Origin of the sequence: Paenibacillus sp. ACRRY (assembly GCF_022346995.1) — a bacterium.
Lineage (GTDB): Bacteria > Bacillota > Bacilli > Paenibacillales > Paenibacillaceae > Paenibacillus.
In genome coordinates this window covers 188,900-213,905 of sequence record NZ_JAKRNM010000005.1, presented here as the reverse complement: position 1 = coordinate 213,905, position 25,006 = coordinate 188,900, and the positions used below count along the sequence as shown (strand labels likewise).

Here is a 25,006-nt window from a genome sequence, read left to right as displayed (position 1 = left end):
CCGCGGCTCTTCGCTGATCTTTCTGTGATGAACCCAGGGAGAATGGCTCGCCAGCCGCACAAAGGAGGATGACGTATGAAAGCACCTCTGATATCGGCTAATCCGGTGCCACAAACTGCTAAAACCAGAATATCATCCACGCGCCGCTTCCTGAATCTTTTGCTGGTGATCGTAGGCGGGATTCTGGCCTCCGTGGGACTTGAATTATTCCTGCATCCCAATAAGATTATTATTGGAGGCATTACAGGCATATCTTCTCTGTTCGCCCATTGGACGGAGATGAGAATTGGATTGTTCCTGTTTTTATTCAATGTTCCATTTATATTTTTATCCTACAGGCTAGTGCAGAAGAAATTCGTACTCGTTACTGTCCTGGGTCTGGTTGTCTTTTCGATTGGTGCCATCGTGCTTCATCCCATGCCGCCTCTGGTTGAACATCCGCTGGCTGCCGCCATGTTCGGCGGACTATGTCTGGGTGTTGGAATCGGACTTGTGGTGCGGTATGGCGGGACACTGGATACGCTGGAAATCGGTGATCCGTCCTCCCGGCCACCTGAACGGGTATTTAGCGGGAAACGGATGCTTATCGAAAAAATAATCATGCTGCTCAACTTGCTGATTCTGACAGCCGCTGGTGTTGTCTTTGGTTGGGATCAAGCGATGTACTCTGTTATTGCCTATCTTATTGCATATGAAATGGTCTATATCGCATTTCGCGGATTCAGGACCACTCGCAAATTGTACATTTTGACTACCCAAAGCTCGCAGGTTGAAAAAGCCGTTCGCAAACGTCTGCGACGGGAACCCGGCTCTCCTATGGCATCTTCTGAATCGACTGCCTTCGTGCCTGCTGAAGGATGGGTTCACAATATTCCTGGGGCATTGTACTATGAAGTTCATTTTCTGGAGATGATCTGGTTGAAATCCATTGTGCGCCATATTGATCCGCACGCTGGAATTGTCACTCATCCGGAGAAATGACCACAAGCTCCACAAAAATCATGAACCCAAAAACTCTCTCTAAACCCTGTGATAGAATATCACTTCAGGTTAGAGAGAGTTTTTATGTTTCTATTCCTGCTTGCCTTATTTTCGATGCACTATGCTTTTATAGTTCAACGATAGCTTTTACCACATGTGTATCCGGGAGCAACCACTTGTCCATGGAGGAAGGAAGCTGCGTTAAATGCTCCCGATGCGTAATGTAGCCATCCATGCTGAGCTTTTTCTGACGCAAAGTCGATATCACTTGCTCAAAATCTGCACGCGTTGCATTGCGACTGCCCAGTATGCTCATCTCCCGCTTATGAAACTCAGGATCATGGAACGTAATATCGGCTTTGACCAAACCTACATAAATTAATTGTCCGCCATGAGCTACATACCGAATGGCCTCATTCATGGACTGCACATTGCCTGTTGCATCAAATACAGCGGTAGCGTAATCACCTTCCGTCACTTCAGCTGCCCGCTCCACCACCTGATCTGTTGCCTGTATTACAACATCTGCTCCTGCCCAGGTGCGGCTTAGTTCCAATCGATCCAGGTTTCGATCAATGGCGATTACTCTAGCTCCGGCCTGTTTCGCAAAAGCCATGACTCCAAGACCAATCGGCCCGGCTCCAATGACAATAACCTGTTCCCCAGGCTGCACACCTGCTCTTCTTACTGCATGGGCACCGATACTGAGCGGTTCAACCATCGCCGTTTCATCCAGGGTCAGTCCTTCCGCTTTAATCAAATGGGAAACCGGCACGCTGATTCTTTCGCGCATACCTCCATCCACATGTACTCCCATGACCTGCATGGATGCACAGCAATTGGTTTTTCCTGTTCGACAGGCAATACAGTGACCACAATGCAGATAGGGAATAATGCTTACCTGATCCCCAACTTGCAGCCCGGCAGTATTCGGGCCAATATCATCAATGATTCCTGATAGTTCATGTCCCAGAATACGAGGATATGTAAAGAAGGGCTGGTTACCTTTATAAGCATGCAGATCCGTCCCACAGATTCCAATCCGCTTTATGGATACAATAGCCCCATGTTCAGCTCGAATGGGTTCGTCGGTATCCATTATTGTCAATCGATTGATCTCTTCACACACAACAGCCTTCATCCCTGTTCCCCCTTCGCTGCTTTTTGTTGTGGTTCGTTATACTCGGCACGACCACTTGCCCATGTCACGTTATGAACGGGTGCCAGAATGCGCAGTACCTCTGCCAAAAGCTCTTCATCAAGCGGTTCATCCACCCACTCCGCATTATGACGGATATTACGTTCACTTGCGCTGCTCACCAGTGTGGTTGGGATCTGTTCATTTGCCGTAGCAAACTGTACAGCCAGCTTGGCAATGTTCGTGCCTTGCTCTGCACAGAACTGCGCAGCTTCCAGACAGACTTGTTTGACGCGTTCCTCTGCCGGATGCCAGGCGGGCGTCCCTCTGGTACCTAATAAGCCCATGGAGAGAGGCGAAGCATTAACGAGGCCTACTCCCTTCTTTTCCACTAACGGCAACAAGGACAATAATGATGTATCATTCAATGCGTAATGACAATACGAAATGATGGCATCGGCATCAATCTGCGGCAGCACTTTCTCAAACAAGGGCAGGGGCAGACCACAAATCCCCGCATGACGAATTACACCCTGCTCTTTCAGCTCCAGCAAGGCTGGATAGGCTTCTTCAATAATGATCTCTACTGGTGCAAATTCAATATCATGCAGGAACAGAATATCGATATAATCGGTGTGCAATCGGTCCAGACTTTCCTGGACACTGTCCTGAATGCGCTTACGAGAAAAATCAAACTCATTCTCCCCGTATCGTCCTGCCTTGGTTGATAAAATATATGAACTGCGCGGCTGGCTTCGTATCGCTTCTCCCAGTACCGTCTCTGCCTTGGTTAGACCATAATAGGGTGACACATCTATATAGTTCATTCCAGCATCCAGAGCTGCATGTACCGTACGAATACCTTCCTCGCGGTCAATATCACGAAATACCGAACCCAGGGAAGACGCGCCAAAACTCAACACAGGTACATCCAAACCGGTCCTGCCAAGCATTCTTCTCTTCATTCACTTGCTCCTTCCCAGCATGTCTATTGCTCCGTTTCTTTCATTTTAACAGTTCAATATCATTATAAAATATCGCCAAATGCGTAATATGTACTCTTTCATGACCTCGGAAATGGCCCCTTACGACGAGGATCCAACAAAAAAACACGGATTACCTTCGATCGGTAACCCGTGGTCTTCATTCTCATCTTATAAATGGATAAATCCTGTTACTAGTTCTGCATGACAAAATCTTGCTGCACAGAATTCTCTTCTTCATCAAACATGCGCAGAATATCATATCTTGTATTACGCTGTGCCGGAATGTAACCCGCCTCACGAATGAGCTGAAGAATCGAGCCAATGTTGACTTTGTATGTAGCACCCGCTGCGGATACGACATTCTCTTCAATCATCGTGCTGCCGAAATCATTACAGCCAAATTCAAGTGATTTCTTACCGATTTCAGGGCCCATGGTTACCCATGAAGATTGAATGTTTTTGATATTATCAAGTACAAGTCGGCTGATCGCTACCGTCTTCAGATATTCTTCCGGAGTTTGACGCTCCAGTTTCAGATTCGTATTATCCGGTTGGAATGTCCAAGGAATAAATGCCAGGAACCCTTCTGAGTCATATTGGTTCGCAATACACTCATCCTGGGCTTCACGTACACGAAGCAGGTGAAGTGCACGTTCTTCCATCGATTCGCCCAAACCGATGACCATTGTTGCCGTTGTGTTCATCCCGATCCGGTGAGCTGTCTGCATAACGTCCATCCAGTCGCGCCATGAACCTTTCAGACGGCTGATTTTGCGGCGTGTACGGTCATCCAGAATTTCAGCGCCTCCACCTGGCAAGGAATCCAGTCCTGCTTCGTGAATGGCACGTACAACCTCTTCCAGAGTAAGACCGTCCGAAACTTCTACCATTTTCATAATCTCCGCTGGTGAGAAGGAGTGCATGGTAATGTTCGGAAAACGTTCTTTGATTGCTTTTAACAGATCCGTGTAATAGCTGAAAGGAAGGTTGGGATTCGTTCCGCCTTGCATAAGAATCTCAGTACCGTTCACATCTTGCGTTTCCTGAATTTTCTGGAAGATTACTTCGTCTGGCAATACATATCCTTCATCTGATCCAGGTCTGCGATAGAAAGCACAAAAACGGCAGTACACATCACACACGTTGGTGTAGTTGACGTTACGCCCGATGACAAATGTTCTGTATGGCTCAGGGTGCATGCGCTTCATAATAACATTGGCAGCTGCCCCGATTTTGTCGACTTCGTTCGATTCAAACAGCTGAATTGTGTCTTCCAGGTCTAATCGTTCGCCCCGAAGGGCTTTATCTAAGATACGGTCTACCGTACTCATCGTAAAAAGCCTCCCTCATGAAGAGAAATATGATCACGATCCGTCCCGACTTGTATATATGCCAGCCTTGTGCATGATTAGTTGGTTCCAAACGATTGCGTAGAAATAGAAATTCTAGATGGATTGGAACCTTTCGATCCATTCTGGGTTATTGAAAAAACGGCTCATTGAATCTATGCATAAGACGCATCGCTTGCAAGTGCTGGTGGCAACATCGCATTTCTGTACTTTGTCTATCGTAACACAGGTTACATGTGAAAAAAAGCACCTTATGGAAAGGTGCCCTAAATTTAAGTAAAAATATTGACATATTCATTCTATTATAATTCCAGCTTTTTTAGACGTATCTGTTGGATTTTCAGCTAGCCGAAAAATGATGATTTAGGATTCCTGAAGGGCCTGATCCAGATCAGCAATCAGATCATCGATATCTTCCAATCCAACTGAGAAGCGAAGCAATCCATCAGTAATGCCGCGTTCAAGGCGAACCTCAGCAGGCATCGCTGCATGGGACATCATCGCAGGATAGGACAAAATACTCTCCACAGCACCCAGACTGACAGCCACGATCGGCAGTTTCACCCGGTTAAGCACCGCTTTGGCACGGTCACCTGAGCCAACGTCAAATGAGACAACTGCACCATAACCCGTGGATTGACGCTCGTGAGCTTCACGACCCGGATGTTCCAGCAGTCCAGGATAGTATACTGCAGTAATGTCGCTGCGGCCGTTAAGCCAGGCAGCCAGCTTAGCCGTGCTTTGTTCACTGTGTGCCATACGAGCTCCGAGTGTTTTCATGCCGCGCATCAGAAGCCAGGATTCTTGAGCACCGAGTACGGTACCAAGCCCATTTTGAAGCTGTTTGAGTTGTCTCCCCAGCTCTTCGGTGCGAGCAACGGCAAGTCCGGCAAGTACGTCACTATGTCCACCAAGAAACTTGGTTGCACTATGTACGACAATGTCCACGCCGAGCTCAATCGGGCGCTGATAATATGGCGTCATGAATGTGTTATCGAGAATGGTGATCAGTTCATGTTCCTGTGCCCACGTTGTGACGGCAGCAATATCCGTAATCCGCAGTGTTGGGTTGGAAGGTGTCTCCATATAGACTGCCTTAGTGTTCGGCTTAATAGCCGCCTTCACTTCTTCAATATTGGTCATATCCACAAACGTCGTCTCAATTTGCATTCTGCTAAGAATGGACGTGAGCAAGCGGTATGTTCCTCCATACACATCTTCTGTTACGATCATGTGGTCGCCTGCCGAGAACATCAGGAAGACACTGGAGATTGCAGCCATTCCTGAAGAGTAGGCGAATCCTCGAGCTCCACCTTCAAGCAGGGTGATATAATCCTCCAACGCCTGACGCGTCGGATTACCTGAACGGCTGTAATCATGCTGCGGTGGATTAAAGATATCAAAATGATGGAATGTGGACGCCTGGTAGATTGGCACGCTGGAGGCTCCTGTTGTTTTATCCACTTCGTCACCAAAATGCAGCAGCTTGGTATCAAACTTCAATTCGGATTGCTTGTTGTTCTGCTCACTCATGATGTACGCCTCCTTCAACCTCACGCTGCGCAGCTTCCAGGGCATTCCCCAAATCCGCAATCAGATCTTCTGCATGCTCAATCCCTACGGAGAATCGCAGCAAGCGGTCATCGACACCTATGGCATCGCGTATTTCGAGCGGTATATCTGCATGCGTCTGCACCGCAGGATACGTCATCAACGATTCCACACCGCCAAGACTCTCGGCAAAAGCAATTAACTTGATATGGCGCAGCAACGGTTCAACTAAACGGGCATCTTTAACTTTGAAAGAGAAGATGCCTGTATTTCCTCTAGATTGTTTCTTCTGCACTTCGTATCCAGGGTGATCTGACAAACCAGGGTGATATACTTCCCCCACGGATGGATGTTCCAGCAAATACTTGGCGATGGTAAGTGAATTATACTCATGACGCTCCATACGAAGCGCGAGTGTCTTCATGCCTTTCATCAACTGATAGGAGTCACTTGGAGATAGCACGGCACCAATGGAGTTATGCAGGAATGCCATTTCGGCTGACAATTCCTCACCCTTGGTGATAATCAGTCCGGCAAGCACATCGTTATGCCCACCCAGGTATTTGGTTGCGCTATGAATAACAATATCTGCTCCGAGTTCAATAGGACGTTGGAAGAATGGCGTCAATAGTGTATTATCCACGATGGTCAACAGGTTATGACTTTTCGCCCAGGAGCTGACCGCTTCAATATCCGTAATCATCATAAGTGGATTGGTCGGCGTCTCGATAAATACGGCTTTGGTGTTCGGCTGACGAATGTCTTCCATGGCTACCAGATCATTCGTGTCCACGTAACTTGCAGTTACGCCAAAACGGGAGAGGATACGCTCTAGAAGACGATACGTTCCCCCGTACAGATCCAGCGATACAATCAGATGATCTCCCTGTCCGAACATGGCGAAGATCGTTTGCAGCGCTGCCATGCCCGAGCTACAGGCAAAACCGGCATCCCCTGATTCGAGTGCGGCTGCAGCTTCTTCCAGTACCTTACGAGTTGGATTGGTCGTACGAATGTAGTCAAAGCCTGTACTCTGTCCGAGCTTCGGATGGCGGAACGCCGTCGATTGATAGATGGGGAAATTTACGGCACCCGTCCCCGGTTCATTGACAGATCCGATTTGAGCCAAGCGGCTTTCGATTTTCAACTTATTGTCTTCCATTGCAGTATCCTCCTGTAATCTCGATTAGATTTGCGGGCCAATATCGTAAGGCGTCTCTTGATACACATAGTAATTGAGCCAATTAGAGAATAATAAGTTTGCATGTGCCCGCCAGGTTGCCGGAGGAACACGGGATGGATCATCGTTTGGAAAATAGTGTCTTGGCAGTGCGATATCCAATCCTTTGGATGCATCGCGGTCATATTCCCATTTCAAGGACAACGGATCATACTCCGCATGCCCTGTCACAAAAATTTGTTTGCCGTCTTTGGTGGCAACCAGGAAAATGCCAGCTTCCTCTGATTCGGCCAAAATTTCGAGGTTATCGTTCTTCTCAATATCCTCGCGCCGAACTTCGGTATGGCGGGAATGTGGGACATTGAACACTTCATCAAATCCGCGAAGCAGCTGCACGTGAGATTTGTTGATCGTATGTGGAAATACGCCAAAACACTTCTCTTCCAGAGCTACCTTAGGTACACCGAAATGATGGTACAGACCAGCCTGAGAAGCCCAACAAATATGCATGGTCGATGTGACGTTAGTTTTGGTCCATTCGAAGATTTCCTGAATTTCCTTCCAATAATTCACGTCTTCGAAATCCATTTGCTCAACAGGTGCACCTGTAATGATCATCCCGTCAAAACGGCGGTGTTCAATTTCGTCGAAGGTTTTGTAGAAGAGATTCAGATATTCCTGTGACGTATTCTTCGACGTGTGGGACTTGGGATGAACCAGAACGATATCGACCTGTATTGGGGTGTTCCCCACCAGACGAAGCAGTTGGGTTTCTGTTGTTTCCTTGGTAGGCATCAGGTTTAATATAGCAATGCGTAGTGGACGAATATCCTGCTGGTAAGCATGTGTCTCGTCCATTACGAAGATGTTCTCGCCTGCGAGGACTTCCTTGGCAGGCAGTGCGTCTGGAATTTTAATTGGCATGATGTACAAACTCCTCCTTGTGCATAGATAGATGCAGCCATTACAGGCTTGATGTGTTCACATCAATACCGCTCTAGACTGCCTTGAGCTTGTCTATAGGTGGAGAATTGCAAATAGCGCAACGCTCTAAGCTAACAAACTCAAGTTCCGTAGCGAAAATCAGTGCTGAGAAGTCGGTGCATATAACAAAGACCTTTCTCGGATTCCGAGAAAGGTCATATGTAAATAGATATGCGCCTCTCTCATCTCTCAGTTACAACAGTGCCTCAATGGACACTTAGTCGCTGCAAGAATTAGCACCGTGCGGTATACCGCCGGTTGCCGGGTTTCATCGGGCCAGTCCCTCCACCTACTCTTGATAAGATTTCGCCATATTCAATTGTGTATTTAGTGTACTTCACCGTCTACTTTAAAACATTAATCCTCTCACGTCAAGCATGTAGTTTTGTGTCTGTTCATGTAGGCCGGAACCGTTTGTCTATCGCTGTCATACACTGCTTCAGGGCGCGAAATAGACACATTTTTGCGCTTGAAAGCACCATGTACCAGCGGTATACTAAACAAGTGTTACAAACCCTTATGTGAGAGGTGACATATTCAATGGATGGCGACCCGAGGCCTGACTGTCAGCCGTATTCCGACAAACTGCATAGAGAATTGACATCAGCATGCCGGCAGCGGGACGTTATTTCCGTTTGATTATAGAGCGAACGCAGTCCTGACTCCCAGGCTCCGCTGTCGACCGGCTGATCTGTTCTTTTTGCGCCCATATTGATGAAAATCCGCCTGTTTGGCGGGTGCAGAAGGAGTGGATGAACGATGAAAATCCGGTTGGTAAACAACGGTGTATTTATCCCGGTGGACGATATCGAGCAGGCGCTGACGCCACCAGCTGAGGGATTTTACTGGATCGATGCAGACGTTGATGATCTGGCGGTACTTCAGCCGCTGTTCATGATGCATGATCTGGCTGTAGAGGACTGTTTGAGTGATGAAGAACAGCGTCCGAAGATTGAAATTTATGAGAGCCATTATTTTATTGTCGTAAACAGCATTCGTTTTGATGACGAAGAGATCTTTTTGCGTGCGGTTAACCTGTTTCTAGGGAGACACTACATCATTAGTGTTACGAAGCACAAAGTCAGCGAATTGCGGACCTTGAAGCCTATTCTGTGGGAACAGGAAGTCAGCACCCCGGATCGTCTCCTGTATCTGTTGGTCGATTTGATTGTGGATAACTACTTTACGGTCGGAGATCGGATCGAAGCACGCATTGAGAAACTGGAAGAAGATATTTTGATGCACACGAAAAAATCCCATTTGAATGAAATTATCGGGCTGCGCAGTGAGATTTTATGGCTCAAAAAAGTGCTGGGACCTCAAAAAGAGGTCATTAATACGCTCAACAAAAAGGATTTGCGTCTCATCGACGACCAGCTGCAGAAGTACTTCAGCGACATCTATGAGAATGCTGTGAAAATATCCGAGACGTTTGAAACTTATCGCGACCTGATGGGAAACTTGCGAGAAGCTTACCAATCCAGTATCGCCAATCGGGCGAACGAAATCATGCGCGTGTTTACCGCCATTACAACGGTGTTCATGCCCCTCACGGTCATCACCGGCATCTATGGGATGAACTTCTCGAACATGCCTGAGCTGGACTGGAAGTATGGATATTTTGTTGTCATTGGCCTGATGGTGACCCTCGGCCTGAGCATGTTCTTTATTTTCCGCAAAAAAGATTGGATCTGAACGCATTCATTCAAAAAAGACGAAGCGCTCCACCCAGGGAGAAACTGCTTCGTCTTTTTTTGCCTTCCTCAAAAACTTCTGTCAAAAATATTGGTTGTCTACCCGGCGTTCCGCTCTGTTTCTACATGTCTTCGGAACCGAATGCGGATCATGCGCAGTCTCTCGTACACTTGCTCCAGATTGCCGCTAACCGGCTTATCTCCGCCGTATACTCTATGTAATACAGGTTTCAGGAAACTGTCTCCCAGTTCCTCGTACGCACTCCAGACCGCCTCCTGCTCCTGCTCAGGCATGACCGCAAGCTCTGCATCCAAGAGGCTATCCGTATCATATCCTTCCGTATCGAGTGTCTCCAGCAGTTCAATCAGCTCTCTGCGGGATAGTCCGGAGCGGTTCACAATCTCTTCAAGCGTATACCCTTCCTTCATGCCCTCAAGCACCTGCTTGCGAGTGGTGAACTTGTCCAGCTCCTGCTTGTATTTCTGTTCTTTTTGCTTGTACAACCAGCTCTCATATTCATCTTCGGACAATACCGTTTGCACCCAATCAAGTGGAAAAGCCGTAGAACGCTCCACTCCGCTTGTAAGCTCCATCCACTCCTGACCGTATTCACTTGCCTTGCTCTCCCCAACACCTGGTAGCTGCATGAGTTCATCCATGGTTTGTGGAACGAATGCACTAATCATGCGCAGCAAACGATTCGTTGCAATAAAATACGGGGCCTTCCGGTCAGACGCAGCCCGTCTTCTCCGCCAAGTGCACAGGTCAGCATATAGTTCTTCATTGCCGTAGCGTTCACTATAACAATGAAGACGTTGTCCGCCATAACTGCGTGATTTCAATTCTTCCGTCTCGTGAAACAGTCCCTGAATCAATGGGCGGTAACCTTCACTCATCTGAATCGCCAACTGGTGACGATAAATATGGAGCAGTTCTTCCCAGGAGCTTCCCTCATACCAGATACTGTCTTCGCGATCTCCTTCCTCATAATGGCTCCACCCGAGATGCCAGGCACCTTCCTCCTCACCAATCCATAGCTGAGCGTGTTCTTCATGTTGACCTGCCATTTTGGACAATCTGTTCATGAAAATGACTTCCATCGATTTCCCCTCCTTAATGTTGCAGCCTATTCACAGTTAGATGAGCCGCCTCCAGGCAACAAAAAAAGCACCTCTCCCGCAAATTCATTGCAAGAGAGGTGCTTCCTCATTAACCGTAGTATGCTGTTGCTCATATCTTACCACAATGGAAAAATTCGTCAACCACTTGTGATAAATTGAATTACTTGCTCAAAGCCAATTTGGCCAAGGCCAGCGATCCGCACAAACCGGCATTGTCGCCAAGGCCTGGCGGAACGATATACTCATCAATCCCCGAGTGAAGGGCTGGGTGCTGAACATATCCGTTTAACAGCTCCTGCAATTTGCTGCGCACCATAGGGAACAGGTGCTCCTGCTTCATGACCCCGCCACCCATCACAATTTTTTCCGGAGTGAGAATCAGTACATAATTCATGAGTGCGTGCGCCAGATAATGTGCCTCAATCTCCCAGGCTTTGTGATCTGCTGGCAGCTCATATGCCGGCTGGTTCCAACGCTTATTGATGGCTGGTCCCGCTGCCAGCCCTTCCAGACAGTCCCCGTGGTATGGACAAAAGCCTTCATATGTATCCTCAGGGTGTCTGCGTACAATAATATGTCCCATCTCTGGATGAGACAAGCCGTGAACCATTTTGCCGCCTACAACTGCACCGGCACCGATACCTGTTCCGACAGTGATATACAGACAGCTCTCCAGTCCTTGTGCTGCTCCCCAGGTTGCTTCTCCAAGCGCAGCTCCATTTACATCCGTATCAAACGTCATCGGCACATCAAAATGTTCCTTGAGTTTGCCAATGATATCATACTGGCCCCAATGAGGCTTCGGTGTAGTTGTAATATATCCGTACGTAGGACTTCCTTCGATCGGGTCAATCGGTCCAAAAGAACCCACGCCCAAAGCTACAATCCCCTTGCCTTCAAAGAAAGCGATAACCTGCGCCATCGTTTCTTCCGGTGTCGTTGTAGGAAAACTTACCCGTTCAAGCACCTCACCATTTTCAGTTCCAATCCCACATACAAATTTGGTTCCCCCAGCTTCAATTGCGCCTAAAATCGTCAAGTTAGTCACACTCCCAAGTTAGTTTAAAGTGAAATTCATTTTTAGTTCTGGACGATGATATGTTGTGAATCTACTGCCCGCTCTCCAGCTTCTCCAAACGTTTCAATAACGTTCTCCTCCAGCTATCTGATAGCGATGGAATAGCCAGCAATGCATGCATTCCGGCGGCATCCTTCTTTCCCTGATGCATGACCCGGTTGGCCTCGAGAACGGTCATAGATGCAGGGTCTGTGCGGATACGCCTGAACGGAGAGTCAAGAGCGACTTCTCCCTCCTCCAGTACGCGAAAATAGAAGCCGGTAAAGCCGCTTTCCTGGAAATACACAGGCAGCGCTTTGAAATCATACCGGGCAGCGAGCTTGAAGCAGGGTTGTCTTGGCTGGCTAACCTGAACCAAGGCTCCGCCCAGTTCATATACATCACCAATCCGGACTTGATCCTCGGAACAGCCTTCAACCGTTAAATTCTCACCACAAGCTCCCCATTCCAGCTTGCGCTCCATCAGTTGTTCCAGTGCGGAATATCGACTGTAATCGTATACACAAACAGCCTTATCCGGTCCGCCGTGATTCTCCAGGTCCGCCTGGCCATCTCCTGTCATTCCAGTGAATGACAGGAAAACCGGGCCGGATACGGGAAGTTTGACAATCCCGCTTAGCACTTCACGCTTCTGGCCAGGCAATGGCTGAGGCTTGCCCACATTAATAGCAAGAACAGCTGTATTACGTTCTGCTGACTGTTGATCATGTGCGATTGTCATGTGCTTCATACCTCCCACAACAATTAGTACTTTAACGGACTGAGCCGCCAAAAACGAGTGTATTACTTAACAGCCGCCCTGGTGAAGTCAACATCTTGCCACCTGCATACAAGCCCGAGGAAGCTCCGCCATCCAGATTCATGGCCTGCTTGGCACCCAGCTTCTGCATGACTGCCGCCCACTCCTTAATGGTGGCTCCCGACACAGTTGCAAGCATTACTGAACCGTCAGCCATGATGGCGATCCCGCTTCTGGCACCCGAGGCATTCAGAATCTTGGTATCCTTGAATCCTTCGCTGGTTGGGTTCACTGCAACTTTACCGTCTTTCACAAGACGAGGACCAGCACCAACAGCGGTTACTACGTCCTCCCAAGGGATCTCTTTGCCTGATGCGTTGGTATATTTATAGTTCATTTCTACAGTTGATCCCACAGCGAAGCGATCTGCAGTGGATTTCTGATTGCCCGTAAAGACCAATACAGATCCATTCTTTGGAATCGCCACATTGTTATTGGCTACTTTTTTGGTGACAATCCCTTTCTCCATCACAACTGCAGTACCACCCTTGAATCCAACTTTTGGACCACGCTCTGGAGTATATAGCATTGAAATGCTTGCACTCGCAGAAGGCGTACGGTTAATGAATGTTGCGTACCAGCTGCGTGACTTACCTGCTGAATCGGTAACTTTACCTGTAAGACTTACCTGAAGTGAATCCATAATTGCTGTTCCATCTTCCTTGAAACCTATCGTTGTTCCGTATCGTCCAATATGTATGACTTTTCCATTTGCTATCAACATGCCATAAGGATCTGGTGCTCCATTATATGCTTCAAAGAACGCCCCATTAATGGCTGCTTGAGCACCATATGCTTTTACAATGGAAGGCAATGTTGCCGTTTGTCCTACCTGCTTCTTGGCTAATCCTACAGTAACCGGTGTTCCTTTGGGAATGCTTACCGTTTGTACGGTGAAATTTCGTCCTGCTGCTTTTACTTTCTGTACTTTGGTGCTAATTGCCGCTTTTGCATCGGCTGTTTGCGGAGCGCTTACTGCGCCTGATAGTAATACCGGCAAAGCCAGGACGAGGGCCATAGCCCCTGTCCACCACTTTCTACCGGCACGTTTTGTCTGCATGTTGCTCACCCTATTGCCACTCCCATCCAAGAGCCCAGGCTCTTCATCTCAAGTTGTTCGAACTTGTCCATCACCATATCCGGATCAAGACGCAATTCACATACATCCAGTGCGCAGGCTACCGGAACAGCGCAGTGAATCTCTGCCAGTTTACGGGACAGATGCAGCATGTCGAGATCATTCTCGATTTTTTTTCGTACCGATGGTGTGAGTTTATCCAGATTATCCAGAATACCCTCAATGGTGCCATATTCCTGCACGAGTTTTAGAGCTGTTTTCTCACCGATTCCACGTACTCCAGGGTAATTGTCACTTGCATCCCCCATCAGACCTTTCATATCAATGACTTGGCGAGGGGTCAATTGCTTCTCTGCCATCAGAGATTCAGGCGTGTAAACCATGTAGTTGCCGTGGCCCTTTTTCATAATAATAATGCTTGTGCGGTCATTGATCAGCTGAAGCATATCATGGTCGCCGGTCAGTACCATCACGTTCATATCCGTCTGTTCCGTATAATACTTGGCCAGTGTACCGATGCAATCATCGGCTTCATACCCCTCTGCTCCAATGTTCGGAATACCCAGACTGTCCATGACTTCACGAATCAATGCAAACTGGGGAATCAGATCATTCGGCGCTTCGGGACGATTGCCTTTGTATGCCGCGTACTCTTCACCGCGAAACGTCTTGCCACCCATATCCCAGCAGCATACCACATGACTTGGTCCGAAAGTCTGAACCGCATCCCAGAAATAACGGATAAATCCGTATACCGCGTTGGTTGGCAAGCCTGCCTTTGTACGTCTGATATATCCGCTTGCAGATGTCGCATAAAATGCACGGAACAACACCGCCATACCGTCTACCAGCAACAAAGTAGGTTCATTACGTTGATTCACTTGATTTTGTTCTCTCCTATCTGTATATAGCAATAAAATATCGAAACTAATTCTATCATTATAGCATAGTTCCGCCAAGCATCGTGCAGCCAAAAAAGCCCTGAATATTGAACATTTCAGGGCTGCTAATCGGCTTCATTTATGAATGGACAGACACGTCACTCAGCCTATTTCTAAGCGTTGTTCCATTGCTGTTCATACGTCTCTTCCTTGAATCCTACGGTCACCTGCTCCCCATCTGTCACGATTGGACGCTTAATCAGACGGCCATTGGAGGCGAGCAGACGGATCTGCTCTTCAGCAGACATGCCAGGCAGCTTGTCCTTCAACTGCTGCTCCTTGTACACTTCTCCACTTGTATTGAAAAACTTCTTCACTTCAAGTCCGCTCTTCTGAATGAGCTCGGTTAATTCGGCCTCAGACGGGGGTGTGTCGAAAATGGGGATTAACTCCAGTTCGTGTCCTTGGGCTTCAAGCCATTTTACTGCTTTGCGGCAAGTTCCGCATTTTGCATACTGATACACTTTCAGTTTACTCATTACAATGTCCTCCTAAAATGCTCCGGTTTTGATTTATCTCTTACCTTGGTTTGCTTCGCAAATCCAAAAGTCGAGCTAAATCAATACCATCGCCATACGTTTAAAACGATTTAAAACAACATGGAACAAGGAATGTCTGCCTCCTTAGATCGCAGCAGCATCTTAATAGACTCCACAAATGGTAATTCGAGCCCCTACAACTCTTCCCTTGGCTTCGCCTCGTTATCTAAACGTTTCTCCAGCGCAGCCATATCTGAAGGAAAGGGTGCATGGAACGTCATACGTTCCTGTGTAAGTGGATGAACAAACGACAGCTCGCAGGCATGCAATGCCTGGCGATCGATCCACAAGTCCCGTTCTTCTCGCATTGCAGCCGTCTGTTCATCAATCTCATCCGTAGGTAGTGTCTTGTACATTCGATCTCCGATCAACGGACACCCGACAGAAGTCATATGTACACGAATCTGATGAGTTCTTCCACTCTCCAGCTTCAGGCTGACCGCACTTGCAGTCCCTCCGTCCCACCGGGTACCCGTGCTGTACAACGTCCTTGCTGCGTAGCCGTCAGGCGTGACAATACGGCGATGAGGCTCCTCCGGATCACGATCAATAGCGCCATCAACGGACCCCTGAGCAGGAGCGGGGCTGCCATGCACAAATGCAATGTATTTTTTATCTACGGTTCCCGCGATCATCTGTTCAGACACATGCTGATGCACATATGGATTTTTGGCAATGGCCAGCACCCCGGAAGTCTCCTGATCCAGACGATGTATGGGTCTAAACCGGAAACGCTCTCCCTTGGACTTCCAGTAATGTACAACCCCATTCGCCAACGTTCCTGTATAGTGTCCATGTGTCGGATGCACAATGACGCCGGCATCCTTGTTAACAATAAGCAAATGCTCATCTTCATACAAAATGGAAAAAGGAATGGATTCCGGCAAAATGTCATCCGATTCCTCTTGTTCCATCCGAATTTCCACGATATCTCCAGCCGATACTTTCACGCTGATATACACGCGTTCTCCATTTAACATAATTCCCTGCTCCGTGATCTTCAGCCTGGACAAGAGCTTGCGCGATACCTGCAGCCGCCGCTGAAGCACGGTTTTCAGCAGCCAGCCATCTTCATGTTCGGGAACGGTGTAGACAATCGGCGAATAATAGCCGCTCATTCTTTGCGGCGGAACACTTTTTTGCTCCGTACATATTCAATATCCGACACCTGCTGTCTGGCATTGGCGGTCCGTGCTACAACGAAGAAATAATCAGACAGACGGTTCAAGTAACGGCGTACCGAAGGATTAATATCCGTATGCTGTCCCAATGTTACCGTGCGGCGCTCAGCACGGCGGCATACTGTACGGCACACATGAAGTGCTGAAGACAGCGGGCTGCCTCCCGGGATAATGAACCGTTCCACTTTCGGGTTCTCCGCGTCATACTGATCAATCCATTGTTCAAGCCGGGTGACCATGTCATCCCGCACTTTGTATTTGGTTTCGCTGATTTTCACAAACGCCAGGTCCGACCCGCAATCAAATAATTCTTGCTGAACCTCCAGCAAATGTTCGCGCAAATCCTCGAATTTCCCCTCTGTATCATCAATCAAACTGATTGCCTGGCCGACAAAACAATTCAACTCATCGATGGTACCGTAAGCTTCAACGCGGTCGTCGTCTTTAATAACCCGTCCTCCGATGACCGAAGTTTGCCCTTCATCACCTGTTCGTGTATAGATACCCATTTGCAATCCCTCCAAATGTTTAATTTCAATCATATGGCATAACATCGGTTAATTCTTAATATGCCTGCCCTTCTAATCTCAACTTAACCAGTATACTTGACCTCTGCTTGATACGGAAATGCATTTTTTTCAGAAACCGCTTGTACCCTTTGCACGTATATATGAATTGGCGTGCTCTGCCCGAGTATACGTCAAATTCAGGTAAATCAAAAGTAGAGGAGACGATTATGCAAAACTGGATAACCGATTTCATGGAACAATACGGCTACATAGGCATCGCACTCATTATTGCGCTCGAAAACGTATTTCCTCCCATTCCTTCGGAGATTATTTTGCCTTTTGGCGGATTTATGACGACTTACACCAGCCTTACTCTTCCAGGTGTTATCATTGCGGCTACCATCGGTTCCGTGCTGGGTGCAGTGATTCTCTATGGGATCGGACTGCTGATTGATGTGGAGCGTCTGGAGAAAATTGTAGATCGCTGGGGACATATTCTGCGAATCAAAAAAGAAGATATCCACCGTGTAGATGCATGGTTTGACAAATATGGAATGTGGACTGTATTATTCTGCCGCATGGTGCCTCTTGTTCGCAGTCTCATCTCCATTCCTGCAGGCATGTCCAACATGAAATTCGGTTTATTCGTCCTCTTCACCACCATCGGGACACTCGCCTGGAACATTATTTTGGTCTCGGTTGGGGCCGCGCTTGGCGCTTCTTGGGAAAACATTTTGCACTTTATGGACGTCTATTCACTGGTGGTATATGCGCTGCTCGCCATTATCCTGGTTGGATGCGTAATCTGGTGGATCAGACGTATGAAAAAACGCAAATAGAATCGCCTCTCACGCAACTGAAATGGAATTATACATCTCTCATATAAATAAGCCTCCGTACCACAGCCTGTGGTTACGGAGGCTTTTGTTTGCCTGTCATCTTGACCTATGATGCTCAGTTACCGTTGTACCTTACTTCTTGCTTCTTCAGATCAATGGCTAGTCCCGATACCACCATGTACAAGCGTTCCGAGTGAGACTGCAGTGCACGATTCACCGATGCCATCCTTGCGGCAAAAATACGCTCCTCTTCCGATGGATACAGGGAACCATGCATTTCATTGGTAATGACCAGCAGCTTGCCTTGATAAGATAGTAAGGCATCAAGCAGCTGCTGTGTATGTACGCGTTGTTGATCAAGATCATCCGTTGCTCTAAATCCGGCAGCCATCCACGATGTCAGGCTGTCTACTATGACAATTCGCTGATCAGCCAGAAACAGATTCGATTCCCGATTAATCTGGTGAATGACTTCCGTCAGGTGATGGCCATTTCCGGCTGAAATGGCTCGATAATGAGCGGATGGCAGTTCCGGAATCACCGGATCATGATCGCCTGTGGATAAATAGATTCCTTCCCGGCTGATTTGAGCTGCATAACCTAGGGCAAACCTGGTTTTACCACTCCCTATCCCGCCAGTGACCGTAATCAGCAATCCGCTCCCCTCCTTCAGTTACCATACTTATACGCTATTCTGTCAGCGCCTTCAGCACTTTTTTGGATTCTTCAACATTGGCAGCCGATAGCGGAATGGTTGCAAACAAATTTTGGGCAGCATATTCCACATCCTTGAACATCTGCATATCTTCGAGTGGGATGCCATAGAGATGGGTTTCTTGCTTCATATCGGTGCCATTGTCTCCTTGTCCATCTTCAACCAACACTGCTCCCTCAAATACACCACGCTCATACTTCTCAGGATCAAATGTATCATCCAGCGGAATGTTAGAACCATTGCTTCCGTATTGTTTCATATCTGCCTCTGGCAGAATGAAGATATCATGACTGCCTGCTGCGTACTCTACCATAATTTTCTGTACATCATACATTGCGCTTGTAATGACTTCCACTTTAGGTTCCTCACCCAGTTTTTGCTGCAGATTGGTCTGTAACTGTTCTCCGATCACGGATGGATTACCTTGATTATCAATGATAAAAATGGTAAATCCGTCTTTACCACCACATCCAGCGAGCAGAAAAATCAATGATACGATTGCGGTTAGCCCCCAAAATCTCTTCATTCCAGTTCCCCCTTTTGTCTCCTTAGTACAATATATCACAATTGTTCCACGCAAAAAAATAACCCTTACAAATAAGAGATTTCTTAACCCCATCAAAAAAGAAGACCCCTAAGGGTCTCCTTAACTTTCATATGGGTAACGTTTTCGTAAGTATCAGCTTATCTTCCTTTTATCGGGTTAGCTTTCATATATTCATTGATCTTCAGATCCAATAAACTGCTGATTTCAATCACAATTTCTGAAGTAAAGGATTTCTCCTCCATAAAGATCTGTTCCATCTTGCGACGAAGCATGTGGATCTCATCTTCCAAGGAAATGTCATGCAAAGATTCGTGATCTGGTCTCACCGACCATCGGTCGCCTTGATCGCCTTCAGCCAGGTAATGCCCACGATTAGTCGGTAAATCATATTCAACACAAAACAATGCTAACCCCTCCTTGGAAAATTAGTTTCCAAATATATGAAAAACATATTTCAAATTGAAATTATATCACAATATTTTGTAAATGAAAGTTATTTTTTTCTAAGTTGCAAAATGTCCACATTTGAAAAAATCACTCTACTTCTTATTAACCCTCTTTTTGCAGTTTGTAAACAAAATTTCCGATTCGTTCCAAAGCTTCATTCAATTGGGTTACTGAAGTAGCATAAGAACAGCGCAAGAAGCCTTCCCCCTGAGGACCAAACACGTTACCGGGAACTGCAGCAACTTTATTTTCGGTCAGAAGACGTTCGGCAAAAAGATCAGAGTTCAAACCAGTATTTTGAATACTCGGGAATGCATAGAAGGCTCCCTGAGGTTCATGGCAATCCAGCCCAATGTCACGGAATCCCTGTACGATAAGACGTCTACGCTGATTGTAGGACTCGACCATGCGGTCTTTCTCTCCCAATCCATTCGTTAGCGCTTCAAGCGCCGCGACCTGTCCCATCGCTGGAGCACACATTACGGTATACTGGTGGATCTTCAACATGGCTGCGATAAGTTCTGGATGACCGCACATGTAACCAATCCGCCAACCTGTCATGGCAAAAGCTTTGGAGAAGCCGCTCACAAGAATCGTCCGCTCCTTCATATCCGGGATCGAAGCGAAGCTGACATGTTTTTGAGTATACGTCAGTTCTGCATAAATTTCGTCAGCAATGACGATCAGATCATGCTTTTTGATGACTTCTGCGATCGGCAGCCAATCTTCGTACGTCATAATTGCACCGGTCGGATTGCTTGGATAACACAAAATCACCACTTTGGACTTCGGTGTAATGGATGCTTCCAGTGACTCTGCAGTCAATTTGAATTGGTCTTTGGCATAAGTTTCGACACCCACAGGAACTCCTCCGCCAATTGATGCAATTGGTGAATAGGCCACATACGAAGGCTCCGGAATGAGAATCTCATCTCCTGGTACAATTAATGCACGCAGAGCAAGGTCAATCGCCTCACTACCGCCAACCGTAACGATAATCTCATCCTTGGGATCGTACTTGGTATCAAATTGAGTATCAAGATAATTACTGATAGCTTCTCTCAATTTGGGCATCCCAGCATTGGACGTATAACTTGTCATACCTCTCTCGAGGGAGTATACGCAAGCTTCACGCATATGCCAAGGCGTAACAAAGTCGGGTTCCCCGACGCCGAGCGTAATGATATCCTTGTTGTCACCAACCAGGTCGAAAAACTTCCGAATCCCGGATGGGGGTATCTGCTGAACCAGAGGTGCCAGATACGAGGTCATCTTCTTGTTGTTCCCTGTTGTCTGTTCATTCACTATCATGACACATCTTCCTTTACGGCGAGATCATGAGACGGTTATCTTCCTGATGGTCTTCAAAAATGATCCCGTCCTGTTTATATTTTTTAAGAATAAAGTTTGTTTTGGTCGAGAGCACAGAATCAATTGGAGACAGTTTCTCCGATACAAAGTTAGCGACTTCACGCAGGTTGCCACCTTCTACTTCTACGAGCAGATCGTATGCACCTGACATGAGATAGACGGATTTCACTTGGGGATACAAATAAATGCGTTCGGCGATACCCTCAAAACCACGACCACGTTCCGGTGTGATCTGTACTTCGATCAGGGCTGTCACTTTCTCATCATCAATTTTGCTCCAGTTAACCACTGTAGCATACTTTACAATGACGTGGTCCTGTTCGAGCTGGGCCACGGCGTTCTTGATCTTGTCTTCAGACTCCCCCAGCAGTGTTGACAGCAGCGCCGGAGACCTTCTTGCGTCTTCCTTCAGCAGATCCAGAACTTTTAATTGCAGATCGTTCAAATCTTTCATGACTTTCCCTCCAGCGTCATCCAGGTTCCTGAAAATGAATTAATACTTATATTACATGAATTTAACGTCTGTGCAAAGCTAAAAACCGCCTGCCCTCAATTCAGGCAAGCGGTGGTATGGTCCGGACAATCTGTCCTTCAATCCTTATTTTCCGGTTATGCTTCAACCTGTTCGCAAAAAGGTTACATGTAATAAGGGTTACCGTAATTAGGTTGATGCTGAGGCACATTAGGGGCCTGGCTATATGGACTGGAAAGTGTATTCTTTTCCTGAATGAACTGATGACATTTTTGCTGCGTTTGGTGTGCAGACTGAATCGTCTTGTCCAGCTCGCTCCGAGAGGCTTTGGAAGAAGCGGAATACATGTTGTTCTGCTGCATCAGGTTAAACAGCTCGCCTTGCAATCTAAGCGTATCGTTCGTGAGTTCTGTAAACATTCTGCGGGTAACAGGGCAGGAAGATTCAGTCGTTGCTGTAGTATATTCACGGGAAGTTCGTCTTAAATCCGCAAGAATCGACTTCAGCAGATCCTGCTCCTGCATAAAATTTCCACCAGATGACAAAGATTGAGAGTACATGCGGTTTCCTCCTATACATTTAATATCTTGGGACTACCTAAGACTGTGTTGGTGCAAGGGACTGATGCTGCTGAAGGGCATTGACGAGTGTGTTCAGATGCTGTTCATGTGAGCGTACATACTGATTCAGAGCTTGCTGGATTTGCGGGTTATGTGTGATGGAAGCTGTTGCTGCACACTGTTTGATCAGCATTTCTTCATTGGAGATCGAATCCGCAATGTAGTTCAGTTCCTTGGGGCTAAGCGCCTGCATCTGCGTATTTTGCATGTGCTTTTTTCCTCCTTAACCTAAAGTTTATGCGAATTTATTGTTACCTTGTCCTGCAAAAGTATACTTATTTAACAATCCAAACCGAGGTGATTCATAAATGGAACTTATTAATGGTAATACGTTTTGGCCAACTACATTCACATCTCCATACAGTTATCCTGTTCTAGAAGGCGAGATCTCCTGTGACTGTCTCATTATCGGTGGTGGTATGGGAGGAGCGCTGTCCGCCAAACTATTAACCGAAAGAGGTTTGCGTACGGTCGTTATTGATAAAAGAGAAATCGGTCATGGCAGCAGTATGGCAAACACCGGACTACTTCAATATTCCAATGACAAAACGCTCACCTCGTGTATACATACCTTTGGTGAACAACGTGGGGTACGATTTTATGAACTATGCCGCACTGCCATGAAGCAATTGGAAGAAACAGCTTCGAGTCTGGACCTTGATCCATGGTATATTCCTCGTAACAGTTTGTATTGTGCAAGCCTTGAAGAAGATATTGCTCTGTTGGAAGAGGAATATCATACGCTCAAAACCCACGGCTTTGATGTTGAGCTGTGGAACCGAGACAAAATTAGTACGAGCTTCCCATTCAGCAAACCGATGGCGCTGTATACCCAAGGAGATGCCGAAGTTAACCCTTATAGACTGGTACATGGTCTCCTTCAGTCCGCTTCAAAAGAAGGAGCTCGAGTGTACGAACGAACTGAGATGATTCATTGTGAATATGGTGAAGATGGTGTCCTCTGTTATACTCCGAACGGAGCGATTCGCGCCAAGCAGGTTATCTTCTCTACGGGTTATGAGACCCAAGAGATCAAAAATGATCGTGGTGCATATCTGAAGAGCACTTATGCGATTGCAACCAAGCCGCTAAGAGATCTTAGCAGCTGGTATAACCACAGCATGATATGGGAAACGGCTCGCCCTTATTTATACATGCGGACCACCCCGGATGGCAGAATTATTGCCGGAGGTCTAGATGAGGAAATTCCGCGTGAAGACCAGCGTGCAATTCGAGCCGAGCATAGGGGTGAGGATTTACTTAAAAAGGTAGCTAACTACTTCCCACTTCCGGATCTCGAAATAGACTATGCCTGGGAAGCCGTATTCGGCAGCACCCATGATGGTCTTCCACTGATTGGCCCTCATCCTGAATACCCGAACTGTTACTTTATCGAAGGATATGGAGGAAACGGGACGGTATATAGCATGATTGCTGCATCCATTCTTACGGATGTGATAACTGGGGGCCATAACGAAGACATGGAACTGTTTTCTCTGACCAGAACCACTAAACCTTCCCCCGTGTAAATAGAAAAAGGTGCAGAGCAGGAATGGCTTTCCTGATTCTGCACCTTTTTTCGGTTGTGACCAAGGCTGTCAGGACGCAGGCTTACCCTGCTCCGGCCCTACTAACATTTTGCGCATAAAGACCCAGCCGACCAACGGGAATGCTCCCAAAACCACAATGAGCCAGGTTAACGTACGAAGAGAGGGGCCATTCATTACGATAATGATAAACACGGCAAGGCCGGATAAACGTCCTGTCATTAGACAGAGCTCCCTTAAAACGACAAGTTCAACCCTTTTCTCCACATTTTCGCCACTCATGCCCATCAAGTCGAATCCTGCGGAAATCATGGGAAGCATGTATAACGGCATGGCCAGCGCTGAACCAATTCCCATAATCAAAAGCGTGCCATAGCTTACCTTCCAGATCAGAGGCAGAAGAACGAGAAATAATATAATTGCCCCGGTCAACATACCTTTCGATCTATATTGCGGTTTGAACCACTTGCCCGCCATCCAATAACTGACCAAAGCTACGGCGGACGTAATTAATGAAAACTGTCCCAGCTTGTATTCCTGTTCCGTTGCTACATAAACCAGCAGCGCAATTAGAAAGGCGAATACGCCCTCCCTTACACCCTGGGCAAACAATCCCATTCCCAGTGGTCTCCACTCGCTTCCTGAACGGGATAACTGGTACCATGGTTCTGACCAGCGGTAGGTGCCGCTGACTTTTCTCTTTTTTAGAAAAAAGCTGAAAATTACCGCGATCACGTATATCACAAGTGACACGGTAAAAATGAGCCGATAACCAGAATTATCCGCCATCTTCGAAATAATCAAGCCCGAGAACCAGGGACCGATAATTCCTGTCATGGAGCCTAACAACCCGACCCATCCATTGAACAGGTCCCGGTTCTCCCGGTCTGTAACTTCAAAGTACACCACATTAAAAGCGATCCAGAACAGACCCAGAGCACATCCAAGCAATACGCCGAGTGGCCATATCCAATCCACCGCTCTTGGGCCAGCCCATAGGACAAGCATATAAAAAATGCCAGATAATGCTGTGCCTAGACGCAGAGCACTCATTTTATTATGTTCCTTGACCCATTTACCGGCTAACCAGAATGTCAATCCGAGCGCCAACTGCTGACTTACTGTAAACCATCCCAGCATTGCATAGTCCGGACGACTCTTCCATAGATATACATTCAGAAACGTCCCCGACAAAGCTCCGGCTAACACAAACAATCCGTTCACGCCCAGAAGCAGAATGGATTGTCGGCCCAGAGATACCTTCATCTGCTCCCTCCTTCTTCCGCTTGAAGTCAGCGCTTCGCGGCAAGTCTCAGGGTTAACGTACCCCAAGCAGAG

Annotated in this window: 27 protein-coding genes and 1 riboswitch; of the genes, 4 read left to right on the top strand and 23 right to left on the bottom strand. The window is 47.1% G+C overall.

Translation table 11 applies throughout. The annotated features are described in order from the left end of the window. The first annotated feature begins 75 nt into the window (after positions 1-75). Positions 76-981 carry a YitT family protein gene (locus tag MH144_RS19380; protein WP_239303038.1) on the top strand — a complete coding sequence of 302 codons (906 nt, stop codon included), beginning with the start codon at positions 76-78 and terminating at the stop codon, positions 979-981. Between the two features lie 127 nt (positions 982-1,108). On the opposite strand, the gene MH144_RS19375 is transcribed toward MH144_RS19380, so the two are convergent. The 7 genes from MH144_RS19375 to MH144_RS19345 form a co-directional block, all read right to left on the bottom strand. Beyond that, the gene (locus MH144_RS19375) at positions 1,109-2,122 is read right to left on the bottom strand and encodes a zinc-binding alcohol dehydrogenase family protein (protein ID WP_239303036.1); all 1,014 of its coding nucleotides are present in this window, start codon (positions 2,120-2,122) and stop codon (positions 1,109-1,111) included. Beyond that, complete coding sequence (locus MH144_RS19370) at positions 2,119-3,084, bottom strand: aldo/keto reductase (RefSeq protein ID WP_239303034.1); 966 nt, start codon at positions 3,082-3,084, stop codon at positions 2,119-2,121. Before MH144_RS19370 ends, MH144_RS19375 begins: the two co-directional genes overlap by 4 nt. Positions 3,085-3,296: 212 nt before the next feature. Then, positions 3,297-4,436, bottom strand: a complete 1,140-nt coding sequence (mqnC, locus tag MH144_RS19365; protein WP_239303025.1) for a cyclic dehypoxanthinyl futalosine synthase — start codon at positions 4,434-4,436, stop codon at positions 3,297-3,299. 381 nt (positions 4,437-4,817) lie between these two features. Then, the gene (locus MH144_RS19360) at positions 4,818-5,987 is read right to left on the bottom strand and encodes an aminotransferase class I/II-fold pyridoxal phosphate-dependent enzyme (protein WP_239303015.1); all 1,170 of its coding nucleotides are present in this window, start codon (positions 5,985-5,987) and stop codon (positions 4,818-4,820) included. Then, the gene (locus MH144_RS19355; RefSeq protein ID WP_239303005.1) at positions 5,980-7,167 is read right to left on the bottom strand and encodes a PLP-dependent transferase; all 1,188 of its coding nucleotides are present in this window, start codon (positions 7,165-7,167) and stop codon (positions 5,980-5,982) included. The genes MH144_RS19360 and MH144_RS19355 overlap by 8 nt, the downstream gene beginning before the upstream one ends. A 24-nt stretch (positions 7,168-7,191) precedes the next feature. Beyond that, positions 7,192-8,109 carry a homoserine O-acetyltransferase MetA gene (gene metA, locus MH144_RS19350; protein WP_239302995.1) on the bottom strand — a complete coding sequence of 306 codons (918 nt, stop codon included), beginning with the start codon at positions 8,107-8,109 and terminating at the stop codon, positions 7,192-7,194. Positions 8,110-8,348: 239 nt separating this feature from the next. After that, positions 8,349-8,474: riboswitch (SAM riboswitch) on the bottom strand. Positions 8,475-8,735: 261 nt separating this feature from the next. Continuing rightward, positions 8,736-8,879, bottom strand: a complete 144-nt coding sequence (locus MH144_RS19345; protein WP_239302993.1) for a hypothetical protein — start codon at positions 8,877-8,879, stop codon at positions 8,736-8,738. A 49-nt stretch (positions 8,880-8,928) separates the two neighbouring features. On the opposite strand from MH144_RS19345, the gene corA reads away from it, so the two are divergent. Next, the gene (corA, locus tag MH144_RS19340) at positions 8,929-9,864 is read left to right on the top strand and encodes a magnesium/cobalt transporter CorA (RefSeq protein WP_239302991.1); all 936 of its coding nucleotides are present in this window, start codon (positions 8,929-8,931) and stop codon (positions 9,862-9,864) included. Between the two features lie 98 nt (positions 9,865-9,962). On the opposite strand, the gene MH144_RS19335 is transcribed toward corA, so the two are convergent. The 8 genes from MH144_RS19335 to MH144_RS19300 form a co-directional block, all read right to left on the bottom strand. Then, positions 9,963-10,964, bottom strand: a complete 1,002-nt coding sequence (locus MH144_RS19335; RefSeq protein ID WP_239302972.1) for an HRDC domain-containing protein — start codon at positions 10,962-10,964, stop codon at positions 9,963-9,965. 181 nt (positions 10,965-11,145) lie between these two features. Continuing rightward, positions 11,146-12,024, bottom strand: coding sequence for an ROK family protein (locus MH144_RS19330; RefSeq protein ID WP_275440199.1), 879 nt, complete (start codon positions 12,022-12,024; stop codon positions 11,146-11,148). Positions 12,025-12,094: 70 nt separating this feature from the next. Next, the gene (locus MH144_RS19325) at positions 12,095-12,784 is read right to left on the bottom strand and encodes an MOSC domain-containing protein (RefSeq protein ID WP_239302944.1); all 690 of its coding nucleotides are present in this window, start codon (positions 12,782-12,784) and stop codon (positions 12,095-12,097) included. A 31-nt stretch (positions 12,785-12,815) separates the two neighbouring features. Then, positions 12,816-13,922: a phosphodiester glycosidase family protein gene (locus tag MH144_RS19320; protein ID WP_239302924.1), complete on the bottom strand. Its 1,107-nt coding sequence runs from the start codon at positions 13,920-13,922 to the stop codon at positions 12,816-12,818. Positions 13,923-13,927: 5 nt separating this feature from the next. Further along, positions 13,928-14,821 carry a 5'-3' exonuclease gene (locus tag MH144_RS19315; protein ID WP_095359096.1) on the bottom strand — a complete coding sequence of 298 codons (894 nt, stop codon included), beginning with the start codon at positions 14,819-14,821 and terminating at the stop codon, positions 13,928-13,930. Positions 14,822-14,994: 173 nt separating this feature from the next. Continuing rightward, positions 14,995-15,360 (bottom strand): arsenate reductase family protein, encoded by a 366-nt coding sequence (locus tag MH144_RS19310; protein ID WP_183521273.1) that lies wholly within the window; start codon positions 15,358-15,360, stop codon positions 14,995-14,997. Positions 15,361-15,554: 194 nt separating this feature from the next. Beyond that, the gene (locus tag MH144_RS19305) at positions 15,555-16,538 is read right to left on the bottom strand and encodes an RluA family pseudouridine synthase (protein WP_239302922.1); all 984 of its coding nucleotides are present in this window, start codon (positions 16,536-16,538) and stop codon (positions 15,555-15,557) included. Beyond that, complete coding sequence (locus MH144_RS19300) at positions 16,535-17,110, bottom strand: cob(I)yrinic acid a,c-diamide adenosyltransferase (protein WP_095359099.1); 576 nt, start codon at positions 17,108-17,110, stop codon at positions 16,535-16,537. Before MH144_RS19300 ends, MH144_RS19305 begins: the two co-directional genes overlap by 4 nt. 227 nt (positions 17,111-17,337) lie before the next feature. Between MH144_RS19300 and MH144_RS19295 the strand changes: the two genes are divergently transcribed. Beyond that, positions 17,338-17,949, top strand: a complete 612-nt coding sequence (locus MH144_RS19295; RefSeq protein ID WP_239303601.1) for a DedA family protein — start codon at positions 17,338-17,340, stop codon at positions 17,947-17,949. Positions 17,950-18,064: 115 nt separating this feature from the next. Here MH144_RS19295 and MH144_RS19290 read toward each other — a convergent pair whose 3' ends face one another. From MH144_RS19290 to MH144_RS19260, 7 genes are all read right to left on the bottom strand, one after another. Further along, positions 18,065-18,604, bottom strand: a complete 540-nt coding sequence (locus tag MH144_RS19290; RefSeq protein WP_239302920.1) for a bifunctional adenosylcobinamide kinase/adenosylcobinamide-phosphate guanylyltransferase — start codon at positions 18,602-18,604, stop codon at positions 18,065-18,067. Positions 18,605-18,638: 34 nt separating this feature from the next. Beyond that, positions 18,639-19,190, bottom strand: coding sequence for a type 2 periplasmic-binding domain-containing protein (locus MH144_RS19285; protein ID WP_239302918.1), 552 nt, complete (start codon positions 19,188-19,190; stop codon positions 18,639-18,641). Between the two features lie 158 nt (positions 19,191-19,348). After that, the gene (locus MH144_RS19280; protein ID WP_307721001.1) at positions 19,349-19,570 is read right to left on the bottom strand and encodes an aspartyl-phosphate phosphatase Spo0E family protein; all 222 of its coding nucleotides are present in this window, start codon (positions 19,568-19,570) and stop codon (positions 19,349-19,351) included. Positions 19,571-19,760: 190 nt separating this feature from the next. After that, entirely contained in the window at positions 19,761-20,969 is a 1,209-nt protein-coding gene (locus MH144_RS19275) for an aminotransferase class I/II-fold pyridoxal phosphate-dependent enzyme (protein ID WP_275440197.1), read from the bottom strand. A 13-nt stretch (positions 20,970-20,982) separates the two neighbouring features. Next, entirely contained in the window at positions 20,983-21,483 is a 501-nt protein-coding gene (locus MH144_RS19270) for an Lrp/AsnC family transcriptional regulator (protein WP_095288304.1), read from the bottom strand. 182 nt (positions 21,484-21,665) lie between these two features. Next, positions 21,666-22,061, bottom strand: a complete 396-nt coding sequence (locus MH144_RS19265) for a spore coat protein (RefSeq protein ID WP_239302916.1) — start codon at positions 22,059-22,061, stop codon at positions 21,666-21,668. Positions 22,062-22,098: 37 nt separating this feature from the next. Further along, entirely contained in the window at positions 22,099-22,329 is a 231-nt protein-coding gene (locus tag MH144_RS19260; RefSeq protein ID WP_095359106.1) for a hypothetical protein, read from the bottom strand. 100 nt (positions 22,330-22,429) lie between these two features. Between MH144_RS19260 and MH144_RS19255 the strand changes: the two genes are divergently transcribed. Further along, positions 22,430-23,650 carry an NAD(P)/FAD-dependent oxidoreductase gene (locus MH144_RS19255; RefSeq protein WP_239302915.1) on the top strand — a complete coding sequence of 407 codons (1,221 nt, stop codon included), beginning with the start codon at positions 22,430-22,432 and terminating at the stop codon, positions 23,648-23,650. 69 nt (positions 23,651-23,719) lie between these two features. Here the strand turns inward: MH144_RS19255 and MH144_RS19250 are convergent, their stop codons facing one another. Beyond that, positions 23,720-24,934 (bottom strand): MFS transporter, encoded by a 1,215-nt coding sequence (locus MH144_RS19250; RefSeq protein ID WP_239302914.1) that lies wholly within the window; start codon positions 24,932-24,934, stop codon positions 23,720-23,722. Positions 24,935-25,006 lie beyond the last annotated feature (72 nt).

Coding starts and splice junctions, on each gene's coding strand:
- MH144_RS19380 (WP_239303038.1), top strand. CDS start 76: ATGAAAGCACCTCTGATATCGGCTAATCCGGTGCCACAAACTGCTAAA.
- MH144_RS19305 (WP_239302922.1), bottom strand. CDS start 16,538: ATGAGCGGCTATTATTCGCCGATTGTCTACACCGTTCCCGAACATGAA.
- MH144_RS19275 (WP_275440197.1), bottom strand. CDS start 20,969: ATGATAGTGAATGAACAGACAACAGGGAACAACAAGAAGATGACCTCG.
- MH144_RS19345 (WP_239302993.1), bottom strand. CDS start 8,879: ATGGGCGCAAAAAGAACAGATCAGCCGGTCGACAGCGGAGCCTGGGAG.
- MH144_RS19335 (WP_239302972.1), bottom strand. CDS start 10,964: ATGGAAGTCATTTTCATGAACAGATTGTCCAAAATGGCAGGTCAACAT.
- MH144_RS19255 (WP_239302915.1), top strand. CDS start 22,430: ATGGAACTTATTAATGGTAATACGTTTTGGCCAACTACATTCACATCT.
- MH144_RS19310 (WP_183521273.1), bottom strand. CDS start 15,360: ATGAGTAAACTGAAAGTGTATCAGTATGCAAAATGCGGAACTTGCCGC.
- MH144_RS19360 (WP_239303015.1), bottom strand. CDS start 5,987: ATGAGTGAGCAGAACAACAAGCAATCCGAATTGAAGTTTGATACCAAG.
- MH144_RS19320 (WP_239302924.1), bottom strand. CDS start 13,922: ATGCAGACAAAACGTGCCGGTAGAAAGTGGTGGACAGGGGCTATGGCC.
- MH144_RS19325 (WP_239302944.1), bottom strand. CDS start 12,784: ATGACAATCGCACATGATCAACAGTCAGCAGAACGTAATACAGCTGTT.
- metA (WP_239302995.1), bottom strand. CDS start 8,109: ATGCCAATTAAAATTCCAGACGCACTGCCTGCCAAGGAAGTCCTCGCA.
- MH144_RS19260 (WP_095359106.1), bottom strand. CDS start 22,329: ATGCAAAATACGCAGATGCAGGCGCTTAGCCCCAAGGAACTGAACTAC.
- MH144_RS19375 (WP_239303036.1), bottom strand. CDS start 2,122: ATGAAGGCTGTTGTGTGTGAAGAGATCAATCGATTGACAATAATGGAT.
- MH144_RS19250 (WP_239302914.1), bottom strand. CDS start 24,934: ATGAAGGTATCTCTGGGCCGACAATCCATTCTGCTTCTGGGCGTGAAC.
- MH144_RS19370 (WP_239303034.1), bottom strand. CDS start 3,084: ATGAAGAGAAGAATGCTTGGCAGGACCGGTTTGGATGTACCTGTGTTG.
- MH144_RS19265 (WP_239302916.1), bottom strand. CDS start 22,061: ATGTACTCTCAATCTTTGTCATCTGGTGGAAATTTTATGCAGGAGCAG.
- MH144_RS19270 (WP_095288304.1), bottom strand. CDS start 21,483: ATGAAAGATTTGAACGATCTGCAATTAAAAGTTCTGGATCTGCTGAAG.
- MH144_RS19355 (WP_239303005.1), bottom strand. CDS start 7,167: ATGGAAGACAATAAGTTGAAAATCGAAAGCCGCTTGGCTCAAATCGGA.
- MH144_RS19300 (WP_095359099.1), bottom strand. CDS start 17,110: ATGGGTATCTATACACGAACAGGTGATGAAGGGCAAACTTCGGTCATC.
- corA (WP_239302991.1), top strand. CDS start 8,929: ATGAAAATCCGGTTGGTAAACAACGGTGTATTTATCCCGGTGGACGAT.
- MH144_RS19285 (WP_239302918.1), bottom strand. CDS start 19,190: ATGAAGAGATTTTGGGGGCTAACCGCAATCGTATCATTGATTTTTCTG.
- mqnC (WP_239303025.1), bottom strand. CDS start 4,436: ATGAGTACGGTAGACCGTATCTTAGATAAAGCCCTTCGGGGCGAACGA.
- MH144_RS19295 (WP_239303601.1), top strand. CDS start 17,338: ATGCAAAACTGGATAACCGATTTCATGGAACAATACGGCTACATAGGC.